We start from the raw sequence: 17,295 nt of genomic DNA, 5'->3' as shown, positions 1-17,295 counted from the left end.
CATTTCCATACGAGCGAGTAACTCAAATAAGGACGGTGTCTTCACTCTAATGAATTTAAACACTCAAATTGAGAAGTATCTGGATCGCATCGGTTTTCATGGTTCGCTCGATGGCAGCGCAAAGACATTAGCTGACCTGCAGGAACGACATCTGCACACGGTTCCCTATGAGAATTTGGATATTCTCGAAGGGAGAGCTTTATCTCTTGATCCGCAGGAACTGTATCAGAAGATTGTTATACGCCAGCGTGGTGGGTATTGTTTTGAAACCAATGCCTTATTCGGTTGGCTGCTTCGTGAACTCGGCTACACGGTGACGGATTTGGTCGCCAGATTTTGGCGTGATGAGCCGAATCTACCGCCCAAAAGGCGTCATCACGTCTTGAAGGTAGAAGCCGAAGGCGCCCACTACCTCTGCGATGTTGGGGTTGGCGGGATTGTACCCCGCAGGCCCCTTTCTTTTATCGAAGATCTTGTACAGCAACAAGGCGATGAGAGCTACCGCCTTGAGAGAGATCCCCAGGATGGCTGGGTGCTTTGCGAACAGAAGAAGGAAGCATGGCATCGCATCTACTCTTTCACTGAGGAGCCTCAACTGCCGAAAGACTACCTATTCGCGAGTTTCTGGTGTGAAAAAGCCCCAGATTCGATTTTCAACAAGTACCCGATCGTTGCGATACGCACGCCAGAGGGAAGGCATACACTTGCTGACAAGGAGTTCCGCATATTCAGCGCTACAGACGTAAGAACCTTCACGCCTCAAACGAATGAAGCGTATAAAGAAGCTTTGCTAACGTATTTTGGCATTCGACTTAGCTAAATAGAAGCGTGTGAGAAGGCAGCGGACCTCGTGGTTCGGTTGCCTTTTTCAACTATCAGGGAAAGATTGGAGGCATTTTATAGTGAAAAATGCTAGGAATATCGTACTTATCGGTATGTCAGGCGCTGGGAAAAGCACGCTAGGTGTATTATTAGCTAAAGCTTTAGGCATGAATTTCGTGGATACAGATATAGTGATACAGCAACAGGAAGGTAGGTTGTTACAAGAAATAATTGATTCCGATGGAATCGATGCATTTATGGAAGTCGAAGAAAGAATCGTGTCGGGACTACAACTGGAAAATTCTATTATTTCTACAGGTGGCAGTGTTATATATTCAGACAAAACTATGAAAGTCCTTCGACAAAGTGGGCGGATTATTTATTTGCATGTTCCATATGAAAAAATTGAACGGAGACTAACGAATATTACAACCAGGGGCATTGTAAAGAAGAATGGGAATAGTCTTAAGGATGTTTATGATGAAAGAATTCCTCTATACATGAAGTATTGTGATGTAACGCTTGATTGCACGAGTAAGAATATTGAACATTGCGTAAGTGAGATTGTTGAGAGCCTAAGTACCCCCTGAAATCGACGAATTTCGACGAATTTGTATACAAGTTATTGCATAAGGAGTGAATCACGATGGCGAACAATTACAAACGCTTCATTCATCATCAATTCGAAAAAGCGAAGTCTACCGCATCCGAGTTCATTTCTTCAAGAAGTGTGGAACAAGAAGAAAACATGCTTGAGCTCGACCCACGATATGTTGATCAGCTGAAAGAAATCGCTGATCTGCAGCATACAACCGTACAAGCAATCGTCAATGGACTCATTGCTCAATATCTAGCAAGCGCCTCTTACGAATTAACCCCCATCTCTGTGGATCAAAAGGAAGCAAATCCGCTTCTGTATTTGGATGGTATTTGCAAACAAGAGGATTAAGGAGGTTTGATCTATGGATAATCACTTGAATATTCAGGATGCTATTTTTCTGGATGAAACAGCTCTAGCCGCTTTAATGAACCCTGAAGACCCACGCTATGCTAAAGCACGTTCCATGTTCCTAGATTTACATGATCTTGAACGTAATTACATGACGACGAACTCCATTGTATTCGATCTCCACGAATGGCTTCGTAATGAATACAGCTACGAGCAGGCGGAATATTTTCTGAAGGCGATTGAAAAAGCAGTAAGTAAAGGCAAATTGGCGGTCATCTCAAGCGGCCCTGAATTTGAGGGGGAATCGCGCAGATTATTAATGGACAGGCCAGAGCTCCGATTCTCTCTCAGCGAAGCCCTTACGGCTGTGACCATGTCGTATTACCAGGTAAAACGCATTTTTACTTTCAATCGTAATTTCATGATGCTAGCTAATTTGGATAAGGATATGCGCATTATTCCATCCTATCATTTCGGCAGCTAAGGCGTGATTGAATTTGTTTGAGTGATAGGCTCAACGCCCGAATTGACAGCAGTCACTTCCATTTTGTCATTATAAGCCACCACGTACCAAGATGCTGATTCAGCTTGAACCCCAATGTCGATTTCCCATGGAGCTTCATAACTGACGCCAAGGAATTGATTGCCTTGGTAAATGGCGATTGCAAAGGGTGGTTTCCCCTGTTCATTCGCAAGCTTGGGATAGACAAGGACGGTCTGTTGACCAGTAGGCAGAGAACGTTCTATGACTGGTGTATAGCGGTATTGAATGGGATCTGCCCCTGGCTCTACCTTGCTTAGAAACCAATCAGATGCGATCAGTCTTTGATAATACCCGTCCATAAATGGATTTTCCCCGATGTCATAGACATAACTTCCGTTGGTTCGAATCACCTGAGCTTTGCTGAAATTAAAGTAGGTGATGGCTTTAACTTGAGGAAATAATCGCGGAAGCAGACCATACATGTAACCTAACTGGCTTTCTGCCCAGCTCCAGTAAGCCTGGTTAGTTGGCAAATACGTATGAGCAACAGCACCCTCAGAAATCATAATAGGTTTATGGCTATATCGTTTATAAAGAGGAGCGAAGGTATCGATCACGGTGCCCTTTAGCTGCTCTTTTTCTGCTGAGAAAGGGGTGCTGTATAACGAGAAACCAACCCAATCCACGTAGTTGTCACCTGGATAGTAGCTGTCGATCGTATCCGGCGGCCAGAAGTTAGGTGACCACACCATGGCGACATTAGGCGCTTCTTCGGCCATAATGTCGTGAATAAGACGGAATTTCTGAATATATTTCTGGGGCTCGCCGTGCCATGGCACCCAAGCTCCGTTCATCTCTGAAGCATAACGCAGGAAAATGGGTATGCCGGAGGCTTTGGCTTCACGTGCGAAACGACGAACATATTCATCATCCTGCACATCGTCTAAGCCAAACCGCGGTTCCCAACCGATCTGAAGTGCACCGTCAAGTTCCTTCACTCTTTCTGCTGTTCGCGTGGGGAAGTAAGTATTGGTATCGGTTTGTACTTTACGCCAGCCAACGTAAGACAAATACAGCGCGTGCTTGCGACCGTAGACATCTTCAATCTTCGTAACATCGTAGCCGACTCTGCGATCTGCGCCGAGCATACCGATATAAACCCCCGATGCAGGCTCATGTTTGGCTAGCTTGGAAGTTGCAGGGATCGCTGATTCTGTTGGTTTAAGGGATTGAACGGACTGAACGGATTGAGCTGGCATCGGAACGCGGAGATAGAGTTCCATATCTGTTGAAGGTGTCTTGATATTAGGCCAATTAGGCGTAAACGGAGGCACCGAAGGAAGTCCGGCTGCGTATACATCGATCCGATTGCGATATTCTGCGGCGGTCTCTGTATGTCCAGCTTGCTCGGATTTCTTCTCTTGGTTGACCCAAAAGGTTAATATATCTGGCTGCTTAGGTCGTAAAGGAGGGGCAGCGGCAGGAGGATTATCCAGCCTGGCAACGGCATCAAGTGATTTTGGCTCGTGCGTATCGCCGTCGGTCTTCATTACAAGTAAGGGAAGCGCGATACAGCTCGCCAAGCCGAGAAGGGCTGTAAGCCCCCAGGCAACTTTATTTCGCATGATACAGGTTCCTCTCAAAGGGGATTCCTCATAATTGTATGCCCAAACCTGAGAGTCGGTCAATGGAGCATAACCTCCTGTCCGCGTAAATTAAAACGAGGGTCCCCACCGCCACATGCATGGCTTTTGGGAAACCCTCGTTTATTATACCTAGAAACTGACTTATCCTTTTTTGGCTTGAAGACGGATAACGTTCCAAGATGCTTTGGCAAGGTTGCTTTTGACGTGTCCATTGTCAAGAACGGATAGACCGCCACGATGTGGCGTAACATGATGTGGGTTAGCCTTCGTGTTCACCGCTTTCAGGTCTTCGTGTTCAAGCACGATGTGCTCGATCAAGCTAACATCGCCGAAGCTGCGGATGTCGAGATCCAGTTCCATGGCTTCTGAGAGATGACGATTGACGGCAAATACCGTAATATGACCCTGCTCCTCGTCATATACGCAAATCGATTCCAGATAAGGGACATCCGTATAATCTTTGGAATCATATTTGGGTGAAGAATTGACGGTATGAAGCACTGTTCCTCTGCCATAAATGGAAGCATGAAGGAATGGATAATAAGTCGTTTGCAGCCACAGAGGACCACCTGTTTCTGTCGTAATCGGTGCGATAACGTTAATCAATTGCGCCATACAAGCCATTTTGACACGATCAGCATGTTTGAGCAACGTTATAAGGAAGCAGCCAACGGCTAGTGCATCTGCATGGGTATACACATCTTCAAATTCTGGTGGAGCAATCTGCCAGCGTTCTGTTGCGCGACTGGTTCCAATGGTGTTCCACACATTCCATTCATCCAAGGAGAGCATAAGCTTTTTCTTACTGCGCTTCTTGGCTTTCACATAATCACAAATGGATGCGACACTGCTAATGAACTGATCTAGATTAAGTGATGAGGCAAGGAAGTTCGCTGTATCGTTGTTGTTATTATTGTAATAGGCATGCAGCGACAAATAATCAACATTCTCATAAGTCAAATCCAGAACGGTAGCTTCCCAATCTGCAAATGTACTCATGCCGCTTGACGAGCTGCCACAAGCAACTAACTCGATGGAAGGATCTACCCAACGCATTACTTTTGCGGTTTCATTCGCGAGGCGACCATACTCAACAGCTGTCTTCGTGCCGATTTGCCAAGGCCCGTCCATTTCATTGCCAAGGCACCAGGTTTTGAAACGATGAGGTTCCTTGTAGCCATGGGAAATGCGCAGATCACTATAGTAAGAGCCGGACGGATGATTACAGTACTCGATCAGATTTCTGGCATCGTCAATGCCGCGTGTGCCGAGATTGACCGCCATCATAACCTCGGAACCAACTAATTTCGCCCAATCCGCGAATTCATTGGTACCGACTTCATTCGTCTCCGTTGTCCACCAAGCGAGCTCTAGCAATCGCTTACGGTCTTTCTTAGGTCCAACCCCATCCTCCCAATTATATCCGGAAACAAAGTTGCCTCCTGGATAGCGAATAATCGGAACTTGCAATGCACGGATGGCTTCAATTGCATCTTGCCTGAAGCCGTTCGCATCTGCGGTAGGGTGACCAGGTTCATAAATACCGCCATAAACAGCCCGTCCCAGGTGTTCGATAAAGGATCCATATAGACGAGGGTCAATTTGGGCTTTAATAAAATTTTTGTCGATGAGCATTTGTGAACGTAAAGACATGAGTTATCGCTCCTTATATTAAGAATTAGCTTATTTATGAATTCTAAAATCATTGATTTCTCTTACATTATGGATCATAATGGAGTAAATGTTCAATACCTATTTTGTAGGATTAATAAAATTGCATATTCTAAGGGGTGCTAACGGATGTATCTAAAGACGGATGCTGCGTCTCTACAGGTGTACGAAGCATTGGCGAGCGAAGTTCGCCTGAAAATCATAGATAAACTATTCATCAAAGAAATGCATATTAAAGAACTCGCTGCCGAGCTTTATCTCAGTAATGCGATTGTGAGCAGCCATGTGAACAAACTCGAGCAAGCAGGTCTTGTAGGGAGCAAGATGAAGCGAGTTAACGGTGGAACCTATAAGTTTTGCTTCGTGAATACGTCATTTTTGCAGATCAAGCTCTCTCCAGAAAGAACATCGTTGCACAAATATAAGGAAGTGTCCGTGCCGATAGGTCATTATACTGATTATGAAGCATGGCCGACATGTGGACTTGCCACTACCGAGAAGATCATTGGCCACTATGATAATCCGACCTATTTTATGGATCCGGAAAGGGTAGATGCAGGTATTCTTTGGTTTGCGAAAGGATACGTCGAGTATAAAGTGCCCAATTACTTGTTAAAAGATGACAGTTTAAAGGAAATAGAAATTTCGCTGGAAATTGGATCGGAAGCTCCTCAAGTGAATGAAAACTGGCCCTCAGATATTTGTTTTACACTGAATGGGGCACAGCTGGGTACATGGACAAGCCCTGGCGACTATGGTGAGACGAGAGGGAAGCTGACCCCTGAGTGGTGGCACTCGGACGTGAATCAGTATGGGTTGCTGAAGGTGCTTCGTATTACGGACAACGGTACGTATATGGATGGTCAACGTCTTTCAGATATCAACATCATGGATCTGCGAGTTGATCCGAAGTACTGGGTATTTCGAATTAGCGCGAAGGATACCAAGCGTGGACGTGGGGGTTTAACGCTTTTTGGTAAAGGATTTGGGAATTACGAGCAAGATATCTGGATGAGATGTTTCTATGAATGAGTATAGAGATAACGAAAATGGGTGAAAGAAAAAAGTGCAGGGCACGAAGGAGTTAAAGGATAAATAAGGAAATAGTAGTGATCAAGAAACGATCACCTATGAACCTCAATCATTTCTTGGTACTCATATAGGAAGGGTGAAGAACTTCGTGGAACGATTGCAAGAGCGTTTAACGCCGTTACTGAAGGAATGGATCGAAAAAGGACCTCCTGGATGTGCCTGCACAGTGATTCGAAATGGTGAAGTTGTGTATCAGGAGAGCTTTGGATATGCAGATGTTGAACTTAAAAAGAAGATTGAACCGGACACCATCTTCCGCATTTATTCGATGACCAAGGTGATTACCTGCGTAGCTGCATTAAAGCTATACGAGAAGGGACTGTTTCTTCTAAACGATCCGCTCGAAGATTATTTACCGGAGTTTAAAAATTCTATGGTGCACCAGCATAATGAATTCGGTGTAAGATCAGTATCTCCGGCAACATCTCCGATCTTAATCAAAGATTTGTTCACCATGACTTCGGGGCTCACATACGGCGGGGACGGCTTAGAAACCGAACGGTTGACCGCTAAGGAAATGGGAAATGCCGCTGAAACAATGAATATGCGCACCTTATCGAAAGCTCTTGCGGAGATTCCGCTCGCCTTCGATCCTGGCACACATTGGAAGTATGGATATAGCCATGATGTTCTTGCCGCGTTGATTGAGGTAATCTCTGGTGAAACATTAGGGGAATTTCTGAAGAAGGAAATCTTTGATCCGTTAGGGATGACCGACACTTCATTCCGTATTACCGAAGAGAAACGTGATCGGCTATGCAAGATGTATAATCGTGCAGATGACGGGGCGCTGACCCTCAATATTACTGCGGATGTCCCTTATCAGCCTGGATGCAAGTATGAAAGCGGAGGGGGCGGACTGCTATCGACTATTGGGGATTACAGCCGGTTTACGCAAGCACTGGCGAGAGGTGGCGAGTTGGATGGCGTGCGGATTCTTAGCCGGAAGACAGTGCAATTGATGGCTACTAATCACTTAGGACCACAACAGCTCCAAGATTACAATTGGCCGCAGCAGAAAGGCTACGGGTATGGGTTAGGCGTCCGGGTTTTGATTGATCCTGCAGCAGGCGGCTGTAACGGCTCGGTAGGCGAATTTGGTTGGGCAGGTCTAGCTGGATCATGGGTCATGATCGATCCGCAAGAACAACTGACCGTTGTGTATATGCAGCAGATGCTGCCGAGTTTGGAACCATATATTCACCCGCGTCTGCGTTCGGTCATCTATGGAGCACTATAGTTTTGCAATAAGAGGGGAAAAGCAGGTTGCATATGCAACCTGCTTTTTCGTGTGCGCCCAGCGGAGGGGGTAAATGGAACGGATGTTCCATTGAGGTTCTAAATAATAAATAGGAGAAACACGTTCCCTATTCGGGGTATCGTGTTTTTTATTTTGCGGAGAGAATGAATTTGGTAAAAATAGGTACTGTTCTATGACATTCGGAGATAAAATAAGATGGTATATATGGATTCACCTGAGGAGGGATTGCGTGGATTGGTCACGTAAAGAGTTGAAGAGTAGGGCGAAACATGTACTGCGCACATCGTATTGGAAGGCATTTCTGGTCAGCTTGCTGCTTGCCGTCGTTGGTGGCGGGGTTCCAAGTTGCTCATGGAATTCAGACAGTGGCACATCATCGTCCTTTAACTTAGGTAACATGGATCTAGGGATGGGGGATATCTCGAGTGGTGTAGGTGCACTCATTATTATTCTCATCGTGATTGTTGCGATTCTAGCTGGTTTGACAGCGGTAGCATTCAGCATCTTCGTGCTTAATCCGTTTAAGGTGAATGCGCAGCAATATTTTAAACAAGCCTCTCAAGGCGATGTCGACATGCACTATCTGCTTTACGTATTTGGCAAAGGGAGATATCTGGGCACGGTTGCTAGCATGTTTTGGAGTGCATTACTTAATTTCTTGTGGTATTTATTGCTCATCATTCCAGGCATCGTGAAGTCCTATGCTTACAGTATGGTTCCGTATCTCCTTGGTGATAATCCGACGATTGGTCGAAAAAGAGCCGTTCAACTCAGCAATCAGATGACGCGAGGCCATAAATGGCGGATGTTTGTTCTGGATCTGTCGTTTATTGGGTGGTTTCTCCTCGGTACCATTGCGCTTGGCGTAGGTGTGTTGTTCGTATTACCATATTATAATTCTACGAAAGCAGAGTTATATGTGGTATTGCGTCAGCAGGCATTATATGATGGACTGAGTACCCCGGAAGAATTAAATTTACCCATTTCATAAGGAGCTGATTGTTGTGTCTGTCCAAGTAGAGGTGAGTAAGGCGCGAGCAACCACGACGACGTCCAAGCATTCGATCACGATGATCATGGGCATGTGGCTTATCATTGGTTTGTTTATTGATGGTTTCGCCCATAACCATGGTGCAGTAGAAACTTTTTTTACACCGTGGCACGCGATTCTTTACTCTGGCTATTTGGCTTGTGCAGTGTGGATCTTTATGATGATTCGTTCGAACAAAATCAACAGTCAATCAACCTCTTGGTTCGCAGCGATTCCCGTTGGCTACAAGCTTGGTGTTGCGGGCGTCATTCTCTTCTTTGTAGGTGGACTTGGTGATATGTACTGGCATACGGTGTTTGGTATTGAAAAAAATATCGAAGCCCTGCTAAGTCCTACGCATCTTCTGCTGCTGTCGGGTGCCTTAATGATTCTGACAAGTCCCTACCGTGCAATCAGCGCTGCTGAAAAGGGAGCTGCGCCGACGTTTCGCCAATTGTTACCGGCGTTAACTTCGATAGGGCTTACCTTTACGGTGTTCGCCTTCTTCCTCATGTATGCATGGTCCTTCCGTCAGAATCTATGGATGGCCAGAGGTGAGGATGCCATTGGCAGAGCTGTGGTGGATTTCCTCATTACGACGATGATTCTTGTGATTCCATTGATGTTTGTCCTGCGGAGATGGAAGCTTCCGTACGGTACGGTAACTTTCTTCTTTCTATTTGAGTCGATCTTTTTAGCGGTGTTGGACGGATTTAGAGACTACAGCTCGATAATCATTTTGCTTATAAGCGGTGTGATCGGTGATGTATTATTTCGAGAGATCAAAGAGCGGGACGCAGCAGACTGGCGGTATAAAGCTGTCTTCTTTGTACTCCCTGTCTTGGTCTGGGGATTATATTTTGCACATTTGAAATTATTTGAAACGTTGAACTGGTCTCCAGAGCTATGGGGTGGCTCGATCTTCCTATGTGCACTGTCCTCACTTGGTTTAAGTATTCTTGCAGCGCCAGTTTCGTCAGTCAAAAGCGAATGAGATTAAAGAAGCTATTGCCCTTATGTTGCTTAGCTGTATTCCTATCCGCATGCGGTTCGTCAGCCACGACGACAATTGATATGTCCGATGTGTCCGGCATGTCGGGTATGACGATGTCATCGTCATCTGTTACACATCAGCATACGAGCGATGCAATTGCTCATTTTTCGGTGGATTCACCTCGTTATTTACCGAAGGAATTATCCAACATAACGATTCTGGTTCAAAATAAATGGAATCGTCCCATCGAGAAGTTCGATGTGATACACGAGAAGCTCATGCACCTTATTGTAGTTAGTAAGGATTTGTCCTACTTCGAACACTTGCATCCAACCTATGCAGGCGCTGGGCGATTCGATGTCCAAACCTCGTTCCCAGCAGGAGGCTACTATCAGCTAATTGCAGATTTCACGCCAACGGGCTTAGGGGATAGTGTGCAGTCCCATTGGTTGACCATTAATGGGAAAGCGCCGAAGCCTGTTAAGCTGCAACCGGACAAAAGCTTAACGAAACAAGTCGGTGACAAGGAAGTCACCCTAGCCTTCGATCATCTCATGGCAGGCATGGAGCTGGATATGGTGTTCACGTTTAAGCAGGGAGCTGCCAAAACACCTGTAACGAATCTGCAGCCCTATCTGGGGAGTGTAGGACATGTTGTTGCCATTAGCGAGGATGGGAACGATTTTGTCCATGTGCATCCGACCGATCCTGGAGCAACATCTGGGCCTACCGCGGCTTTTAAAATTGTATTCCCTTCGAAAGGGATCTACAAAATTTGGGGCCAGTTTCAGCAAAATAACGAAGTTTTCATCGTTCCATACGTGATTCATGTAAATTTGTAATATAAAAGAAATAAAGTAGTCATCTGCCATACATGTTAGTCGGTTATAATAAAAGACGACCCCCTTTTAAAATATAAACCTTTAGACCCGCAGCCCGTTGCTGTGGGTCTCTTTTTGTCCATCTGTGGTACAATAAGGAGCATACATTGAATAGGAGTGAGAAGAATGACTGCAAGCGTGAATGAGCAGGAGCTTTTACAATTCATTATTAGCAAGACGAAGGCAGATCCGAAGCAGATTGAGTTAGTTTTGAAGCATGAGAAAGCCTACATAGCCAAAGCGGAACAAGGCTCGAAAGGTGCTGTAGATATCGACAGCGATGATCTAATCGATCATATTCTGGGTCGTCCAGACGTGAAGCTTAGTGAGCTTGCGGTGGATACGATTCTGGAAGCCGAGATGGAGTACTTAATGAAAAATGGCATGGCTGGCTACATCGACTAAATCATGATTTGAGGACCCTCACGTAGAGAATTTCTATGTGGGGGTCCTTTTATTTTTTAAGGAGTAGGTTCCACATCTGCTTACACGGCTAACAACGCCAAATAAATATTGTAAATCGAGAAATGAAGGGAATTAGATGTACATTTTCCAGTTAATTGTGAATTTTAAAGGAAAAACGCTGAAATAGATGTAGTTTTTCCAGTTAAACGTGTCTGAGAGTAGGGGAGGGAGGAAAGAGCAGCATATTGGAGCGGGAGGTAGGTGGGAAACATTAGAGTAACTTAAAAGTTAATTGAATAACATGTATTGACATTGTATTCGGGCGATTGCATAATGAATTTAGGAATTATTACGTTATTTAATTAACTTATAAATTATCTATTTGGAGGTTTTCTTTACAATGAGCAACCAACCGAGAGCTGAATATCCTAGACCGCAATTTGTACGAGATAGCTGGATTAATCTGAACGGTGAATGGCAATTCGAGTTCGATGATGCCTGTGTAGGAACGAAACAAAAATGGCATAAAGGTGAAAAGGCGTTCTCGCAGACGATTCAAGTTCCTTTTGCTTTTCAAAGTCAATTAAGCGGAATTGGCAGTAATGAATTCCACGATATCGTTTGGTACCGCCGTGAGCTCGAGATTCCACAGTCGTTTGCCGATAAACGAATTCTGCTTCATTTTGGTGCGGTGGATTACCTAGCATCGGTTTGGGTGAATGGCATTCTTGTAGCGACTCACGAAGGCGGTCATACGCCATTCCATGCGGATATTACGGAAGCGCTTCAAGCGGGGACGAATATGCTCGTTGTGAAGGCAGTGGATTTTAGCAAAGATGTTACACTACCTAGAGGGAAGCAGTATTGGAAAGCGGATTCCGCAAGTATTTTTTACACAAGAACAACAGGGATTTGGCAAACAGTGTGGTTAGAGGCTGTTTCTGCGAACGCCTACTTAGATAAGGTGAAGATGACGCCTGACATTGATACGAAGCAAATTGAAATCAGCTACGCAATCGAAGGAATCGACGCACATTCGACGTCCAAGTACCAACTGAAGGTTGATATTTCTTTTAAAGGCGAGCTAGTTTCGGAGGATGTTTATGGTATTAGAAGCGGGACAGGTACACGGAAGATACGTTTGAATGACTTTAATGATCATGGGCTTGGCGGTTGGTGGACACCAGAGAAACCGAACTTATACGATGTTACGTTCACACTGCTGGTAGATAATGAGGTTGAGGATGTTGTAGGAAGCTACTTCGGTATGCGCAAGGTTTCGATCGAGGATGGCAAATTGTGCTTGAATAATCGACCTTATTTTCTGAAAATGGTGCTGGATCAAGGCTATTTCCCAGATGGGAATTTGACGCCGCCGAGCGACGATGCGATTAAACAAGATGTTGAGCTTACCAAAGCGATGGGATTCAATGGGGCTCGGAAGCATCAGAAGCTTGAGGATCCAAGATTCCTGTATTGGTGTGATGTCCTTGGGCTTGTAGTCTGGAGTGAAGCAGCGAATGCCTATGAATATTCGGATAAATACGTAGGTCAATTTACCAAAGAATGGATCGCTTCGATGGAGCGGGATTATAATCACCCGTCTATTATTGCTTGGGTACCGCTGAATGAAAGCTGGGGTGTCCCGAACATTCAAATTGATAAACTGCAGCAGCAGCATGCTTTAACGATGTATCATTTGAGCAAATCGCTAGATCCAATGCGCCCAGTTATCTCAAATGATGGATGGGAACTGGTGACGACGGATTTATTCGCTATTCATGATTATGAATGGCGGGAAGAGGTCCTGACCGAGCGCTACAGCTCCAAGGAAAAGGCCGTTCATGCGATGCCGGCGAATCGACGTTTGTTTGTAGAAGGTTTCCCTTATCAAGATCAGCCGATCCTTGTAACCGAATTTGGCGGGATTGCGTACAAGAAGAGTGAATGGGAAGGTTGGGGCTACTCCGGTGCAGATAATGACGAGGACTATGAGCAAAAGCTGCGCGCCGTCATTCATCCACTCCTGAACTCAGGTGTTGTGCAAGGCTACTGTTATACGCAATTGACGGATGTTGAACAGGAGATTAATGGGTTGCTCACCTATGATCGCAAGCCGAAAATCCCTGTGGAGATCATCAAAGCGATTAATGATCGAAATTAATGGAACACATAGTAACGCCGTCTGCTCCAATGGAGTCGACGGCGTTTTTTTACCCTTTGACAGCACCAATCATGACGCCTTTCACGAAATACTTTTGAACGAACGGATAGAGGATGAGAATCGGTACAGAGGCAACCATAATGGTCGCATACTTAATCGTTTCCCCGATCTGGAATTGATCAGCGGCATTGGCGCCAGAAGACATCATGTCTGTGTTATTGGCGATTAAGATTTCCCGAAGGGTGAGCTGGAGCGGGTACAATTCTCGATCCTTAAGGAAGATTGAAGCCCAGAACCATCCGTTCCATTTCTCAACGGCATAATACAAGATCATGACCGCGATTACTGGCATGGAAAGCGGGATAATGATTTTAAACAAGATGGTGAAATGATTGGCACCGTCCATTTTCGCTGATTCTTCGAGACTCTCCGGAACCGCCATAAAGGCTGTGCGCATAATGATTAAGTTAAACGTGTTGACTGCGAATGGTAAAATCGTTGCCCATAAGGAGTCGATTAGTCCGACGCCCTTCACGACAAGGTACATCGGAACAAGTCCACCGCTGAAAAACATCGTGAGAATCACGACGAAAATAAACACTTTGTTCCACATGACATTTTTACGCGAGAGCACATACGCTCCTAACGCCGTGACAATAAGGTTGGTCGTAACACCGAAGACGAGAATAAATAGGGTGTTGCGGTAACCTTTTAATATCGAAGGGTTTTTAAATACATTTTGATAAGCTTCCAAACTGAAGCCCAGTGGGCGATAGAGCAAGCCTTTATGGGTGATAAGTTGGGCGCCGTCGCTGATGGAAGCGAAAGTGACATAGATGAGCGGATAAAGTGTAACAATCACTAACAAAATTAATAGGACATGGTTAAATGCGTAAAATACGCGGTCTGAATAGCTGGTTCTCATCGTATCCCCTCCTTCACTACCATAAGCTATTTTCACTAATTCGTTTACTTATTTTGTTGGCTGTAATGAGCAAAGCTAAATTGATCACGGAATTGAATAAACCAACTGCCGCACTATAGCTCCAACCAAATTCGAGCAAGCCTTTGCGGTAAACGAAGGAAGAGATAACATCAGCCGTATCGTAGGTACTTGGGTTGTAGAGTAAGATAATTTTCTCAAAGCCTACGTTGAGCAAATTCCCCATTCGTAGAATGAACATAATCGAAATGGTAGGTAGAATACCCGGCAGGGTAATGTGCCAAATGGATTTGAGTCGTGAGGCTCCATCCATTTTCGCGGCTTCGTATTGCTCTTGATCAATGCCCATGAGTGCTGCTAAATAAATGATGGATTCCCAGCCAATTTTTTGCCAAATTTCAGATAACACGTATATGGTTCGAAACAGCTCAGGCTTCTGCAGCATCGCCGTATCATTCGCGCCAAAATAAGTCAATAACGTATTCACTACGCCGCCATTATTCGTAAAATCTTTAATCATTCCGGCAATGACGACTAGCGAGATAAAGTAAGGCATATAAGTAACCGTTTGCACAAAACGTTGGAATCTTTTATTCGCCAACTCATTAATTAGAATAGCTAAAATAATCGGGGCAGGAAATTCAAAACATAACGTATAGAGTGAAATCAGAACTGTATTTTTAAGGATGCGCCAGAAATAATAACTGGTGAAGAAGTCATGAAAGTTTTGGAATCCGATCCATGGGCTACCTAGTATCCCTTTGATCGGGGTATACTCTTTGAACGCAATAATAGCTCCATACATCGGCGCATAGTGGAAGATAAAGTAGTAAGCCAGGACGGGAACCATCATCAGGTATAAGTATTTATTCAATAGAAAATCGCGTTTGAAGCGTACAGAAAAGCTAGCCTCCGCTGTTTTACGCATCATATCTCTCCTTTCGCCGAGGAAAATGAATCCATGGAGAGGAGGAGCTTGTGCTCCCCATCCCCATGTTAGATTCTAACGTTTGTTATAACGATCTAAGGATGCTTTCTTGATTTCGATTGCACGGTTCAATTTTACGGAATTGAATTTCTCCATATACTTGTCAAAGCTTTCAACAGGCTCAGTTCCCAAGATGATTTTCAATGTCATTTCATCCACAATGGTGTTCAGATCTGTCATGATTTTAGCAAGCTCTGTACTTTCTTCTGGTGTTGCTGTAATTGGCGGCAATTTGTGCTTATCCACGTCGGTTTTGGACCACGTGGTTAAAGCGTCTCGTTGTGTTTGCAAAGCCAAATATTGTTCGATATAGCGTTTATCCTGGATGAAAGGACCATTGTAGTTACCGCGGATATACATGGACATTGCTTGTGCTGGAGCCAATTTATCCGGATTTTTCATAAGCAAATCTGTGTATTTCGGATAGTTCCCTTCCATATTATATGAAACGCCAGGAGTTCCGAAGTTGAAGAATAGACCGCCTTCGGTCGAATAACCATAATCAAGCAATTTAGCAACAGTTTCGATGTTTTTGGATGTAGCTGTAATCGCTACAGATCCGCCTGGTGCATTCGCAGGGTCTTTTTGACTGTACATGGCGATGTCGCCTTTTTTGAGAACCGGGTATGGGGCTGCGATCAGAACGCCTTTAGGATCTTTGGCTGAAATAAGCGGTTGCCATTTGCCAATCCCGCCACCTGCATTCCCTACAGTTACACCAGTAGCTCCAGACGCAATGTTCGCATCTAAGGCTTTGCTGTCAGCAGTTGCAAAGTTCTTATCGATCAAACCTTCCGCATACCATTTGTGGAAGGTAGCCAGGAAGTCTTTGTAGCCTTTCTCAGCAGGACCGAACTTGATTGCGCCTTTATCATCCATGAAGAAATCACGTGTTACTCCGAAAGCACTCGCAAATGCACCGTTGGCTAATTCGTTGAAGGGTCTAGGAACACTAACGACGGAGAAAGAAGCTGTGGCACCTTTCTTCTCTTTGAAGGCTTTGAGTGTGGTATACCACTCGTCAATCGTTTGAGGAACAGGAAGTCCTAACTCATCCAACCAGTCCTTACGTACGATAGGTCCTTGGAAAACGCGCAGCAAATCGTCGCCACGGATGAATGGGAATACATAATAACTGCCATTGTCTGTTTTCACTTGCTTATCAATTTCCGGATGTTCTTTCAGATATTTCTTAAGGTTCGGTGCAAATTTATCAATCGTATCATTCAATTTGAGAATATAACCATCTTTGATTGCTTTTTCAGGTCCGCCTGGGAATTTACCTTGGAAATCATATTCAATCATATCCGGTAAATCACCAGTTGCTAACATGACGTTGATGGCTTGATCCGCTTGGTTGGTCGGCGGTGCCGTAAACTTCATAGGAACACCAGTGACTTTTTGCCAATTTTGGAAGAATGGTGTATCGGCATGTGTACCCTTTACCCCTGTCAAGTTCCCAGTAACCTCTCCCCAATAGGTCAAGGTTTTGTCCGTTTTGAGCGGATACGTAACGGCTCCACCGGCGGCAGGTGCTGTTGATGCCTTTGTCGCACCTGAAGCTGCTGGACTCGGCGTGCTTGTCGTAGAAGAATTGGATGAACAGGCAACAACTAAGCTTCCCATTAAAGATGTGGTAACCAACATGGTGAACATTTTTTTACTGTTTCTTTTCATGTGTTGACCTCCTCAAAGTTTTTCGCCATACCTAATGGCAACGAAAGCGCGACTGGTGATTCGCCAAACTAGCTGGCAGCTGAGCTGAGAAATTGACCAGAAAAACAGGCTTCGGAAGTCTTAGATTGTTGTTGCCTGTGCTATACCCTAACTATATGATAACGCTTACATCATTGAAATCTCGAATTTATCCAATTTCGTCTTGATAAATAGTGAAAGAATCTACAAAATGTCCAATTCCTTCATGAAAAAAGCCAATTTTGTGGTGAAAAGTCCTTATTTCATGAA

General features: G+C 44.7%; 16 protein-coding genes. 11 read left to right on the top strand and 5 right to left on the bottom strand.

What is annotated here, in order from left to right; all coding sequences use genetic code 11:
* Positions 1-49 precede the first annotated feature (49 nt).
* The 4 genes from ACSQ8P_RS25975 (at position 50) to ACSQ8P_RS25960 (ending at position 2,255) form a co-directional block, all read left to right on the top strand.
* A complete protein-coding gene (locus tag ACSQ8P_RS25975) occupies positions 50-820 on the top strand; it encodes an arylamine N-acetyltransferase family protein (RefSeq protein ID WP_436237831.1) in 771 nt (256 codons plus the stop codon).
* A gap of 82 nt (positions 821-902) precedes the next feature.
* Positions 903-1,412: a shikimate kinase gene (locus ACSQ8P_RS25970; RefSeq protein WP_436237830.1), complete on the top strand. Its 510-nt coding sequence runs from the start codon at positions 903-905 to the stop codon at positions 1,410-1,412.
* Positions 1,413-1,468: 56 nt separating this feature from the next.
* Complete coding sequence (locus ACSQ8P_RS25965) at positions 1,469-1,771, top strand: hypothetical protein (RefSeq protein ID WP_436237829.1); 303 nt, start codon at positions 1,469-1,471, stop codon at positions 1,769-1,771.
* 13 nt (positions 1,772-1,784) lie between these two features.
* On the top strand, positions 1,785-2,255 hold the full coding sequence (locus ACSQ8P_RS25960) for a type II toxin-antitoxin system VapC family toxin (RefSeq protein ID WP_436237828.1): 471 nt from the start codon (positions 1,785-1,787) through the stop codon (positions 2,253-2,255).
* Here the strand turns inward: ACSQ8P_RS25960 and ACSQ8P_RS25955 are convergent.
* The gene (locus ACSQ8P_RS25955) at positions 2,252-3,880 is read right to left on the bottom strand and encodes a glycoside hydrolase family 26 protein (protein ID WP_436237827.1); all 1,629 of its coding nucleotides are present in this window, start codon (positions 3,878-3,880) and stop codon (positions 2,252-2,254) included. The genes ACSQ8P_RS25960 and ACSQ8P_RS25955 overlap by 4 nt on opposite strands.
* A gap of 162 nt (positions 3,881-4,042) precedes the next feature.
* Complete coding sequence (gene arfA, locus ACSQ8P_RS25950; protein WP_436237826.1) at positions 4,043-5,554, bottom strand: arabinosylfuranosidase ArfA; 1,512 nt, start codon at positions 5,552-5,554, stop codon at positions 4,043-4,045.
* A gap of 147 nt (positions 5,555-5,701) precedes the next feature.
* On the opposite strand from arfA, the gene ACSQ8P_RS25945 reads away from it, so the two are divergent.
* From ACSQ8P_RS25945 to ACSQ8P_RS25915, 7 genes are all read left to right on the top strand, one after another.
* Positions 5,702-6,604, top strand: coding sequence for an ArsR/SmtB family transcription factor (locus tag ACSQ8P_RS25945; RefSeq protein WP_436237825.1), 903 nt, complete (start codon positions 5,702-5,704; stop codon positions 6,602-6,604).
* A gap of 148 nt (positions 6,605-6,752) precedes the next feature.
* Positions 6,753-7,904, top strand: a complete 1,152-nt coding sequence (locus ACSQ8P_RS25940; protein ID WP_436237824.1) for a serine hydrolase domain-containing protein — start codon at positions 6,753-6,755, stop codon at positions 7,902-7,904.
* Between the two features lie 250 nt (positions 7,905-8,154).
* Positions 8,155-8,916 carry a DUF975 family protein gene (locus ACSQ8P_RS25935; RefSeq protein ID WP_436237823.1) on the top strand — a complete coding sequence of 254 codons (762 nt, stop codon included), beginning with the start codon at positions 8,155-8,157 and terminating at the stop codon, positions 8,914-8,916.
* A gap of 13 nt (positions 8,917-8,929) precedes the next feature.
* Positions 8,930-9,949, top strand: a complete 1,020-nt coding sequence (locus ACSQ8P_RS25930; RefSeq protein ID WP_436237822.1) for a hypothetical protein — start codon at positions 8,930-8,932, stop codon at positions 9,947-9,949.
* Positions 9,946-10,791 (top strand): hypothetical protein, encoded by an 846-nt coding sequence (locus ACSQ8P_RS25925; protein WP_436237821.1) that lies wholly within the window; start codon positions 9,946-9,948, stop codon positions 10,789-10,791. The genes ACSQ8P_RS25930 and ACSQ8P_RS25925 overlap by 4 nt, the downstream gene beginning before the upstream one ends.
* 165 nt (positions 10,792-10,956) lie before the next feature.
* The gene (locus ACSQ8P_RS25920) at positions 10,957-11,235 is read left to right on the top strand and encodes a hypothetical protein (RefSeq protein WP_436237820.1); all 279 of its coding nucleotides are present in this window, start codon (positions 10,957-10,959) and stop codon (positions 11,233-11,235) included.
* Between the two features lie 400 nt (positions 11,236-11,635).
* Positions 11,636-13,399, top strand: a complete 1,764-nt coding sequence (locus ACSQ8P_RS25915; RefSeq protein WP_436237819.1) for a glycoside hydrolase family 2 protein — start codon at positions 11,636-11,638, stop codon at positions 13,397-13,399.
* A 49-nt stretch (positions 13,400-13,448) separates the two neighbouring features.
* Here ACSQ8P_RS25915 and ACSQ8P_RS25910 read toward each other — a convergent pair whose 3' ends face one another.
* The 3 genes from ACSQ8P_RS25910 to ACSQ8P_RS25900 all read right to left on the bottom strand — a co-directional run bounded on the left by ACSQ8P_RS25910 (position 13,449) and on the right by ACSQ8P_RS25900 (position 17,007).
* A complete protein-coding gene (locus ACSQ8P_RS25910; RefSeq protein WP_436237818.1) occupies positions 13,449-14,324 on the bottom strand; it encodes a carbohydrate ABC transporter permease in 876 nt (291 codons plus the stop codon).
* Positions 14,325-14,340: 16 nt separating this feature from the next.
* On the bottom strand, positions 14,341-15,270 hold the full coding sequence (locus ACSQ8P_RS25905; RefSeq protein WP_436237817.1) for an ABC transporter permease: 930 nt from the start codon (positions 15,268-15,270) through the stop codon (positions 14,341-14,343).
* Between the two features lie 75 nt (positions 15,271-15,345).
* Complete coding sequence (locus ACSQ8P_RS25900; RefSeq protein ID WP_436237816.1) at positions 15,346-17,007, bottom strand: extracellular solute-binding protein; 1,662 nt, start codon at positions 17,005-17,007, stop codon at positions 15,346-15,348.
* Between the last annotated feature and the right edge of the window lie 288 nt (positions 17,008-17,295).

Source organism: Paenibacillus sp. LjRoot153, assembly GCF_964253085.1.
Classification (GTDB): Bacteria; Bacillota; Bacilli; order Paenibacillales; family NBRC-103111; genus Paenibacillus_E.
This window is presented reverse-complemented; position numbering and strand designations above follow the sequence as displayed.

Bases quoted from the DNA above. Each gene is read 5' to 3' on its own strand.
- ACSQ8P_RS25910 (WP_436237818.1), bottom strand. From the start codon at position 14,324: ATGAGAACCAGCTATTCAGACCGCGTATTTTACGCATTTAACCATGTC.
- ACSQ8P_RS25925 (WP_436237821.1), top strand. From the start codon at position 9,946: ATGAGATTAAAGAAGCTATTGCCCTTATGTTGCTTAGCTGTATTCCTA.
- ACSQ8P_RS25965 (WP_436237829.1), top strand. From the start codon at position 1,469: ATGGCGAACAATTACAAACGCTTCATTCATCATCAATTCGAAAAAGCG.
- ACSQ8P_RS25975 (WP_436237831.1), top strand. From the start codon at position 50: ATGAATTTAAACACTCAAATTGAGAAGTATCTGGATCGCATCGGTTTT.
- ACSQ8P_RS25920 (WP_436237820.1), top strand. From the start codon at position 10,957: ATGACTGCAAGCGTGAATGAGCAGGAGCTTTTACAATTCATTATTAGC.
- ACSQ8P_RS25960 (WP_436237828.1), top strand. From the start codon at position 1,785: ATGGATAATCACTTGAATATTCAGGATGCTATTTTTCTGGATGAAACA.
- ACSQ8P_RS25955 (WP_436237827.1), bottom strand. From the start codon at position 3,880: ATGCGAAATAAAGTTGCCTGGGGGCTTACAGCCCTTCTCGGCTTGGCG.
- arfA (WP_436237826.1), bottom strand. From the start codon at position 5,554: ATGTCTTTACGTTCACAAATGCTCATCGACAAAAATTTTATTAAAGCC.
- ACSQ8P_RS25905 (WP_436237817.1), bottom strand. From the start codon at position 15,270: ATGCGTAAAACAGCGGAGGCTAGCTTTTCTGTACGCTTCAAACGCGAT.
- ACSQ8P_RS25945 (WP_436237825.1), top strand. From the start codon at position 5,702: ATGTATCTAAAGACGGATGCTGCGTCTCTACAGGTGTACGAAGCATTG.
- ACSQ8P_RS25900 (WP_436237816.1), bottom strand. From the start codon at position 17,007: ATGAAAAGAAACAGTAAAAAAATGTTCACCATGTTGGTTACCACATCT.
- ACSQ8P_RS25915 (WP_436237819.1), top strand. From the start codon at position 11,636: ATGAGCAACCAACCGAGAGCTGAATATCCTAGACCGCAATTTGTACGA.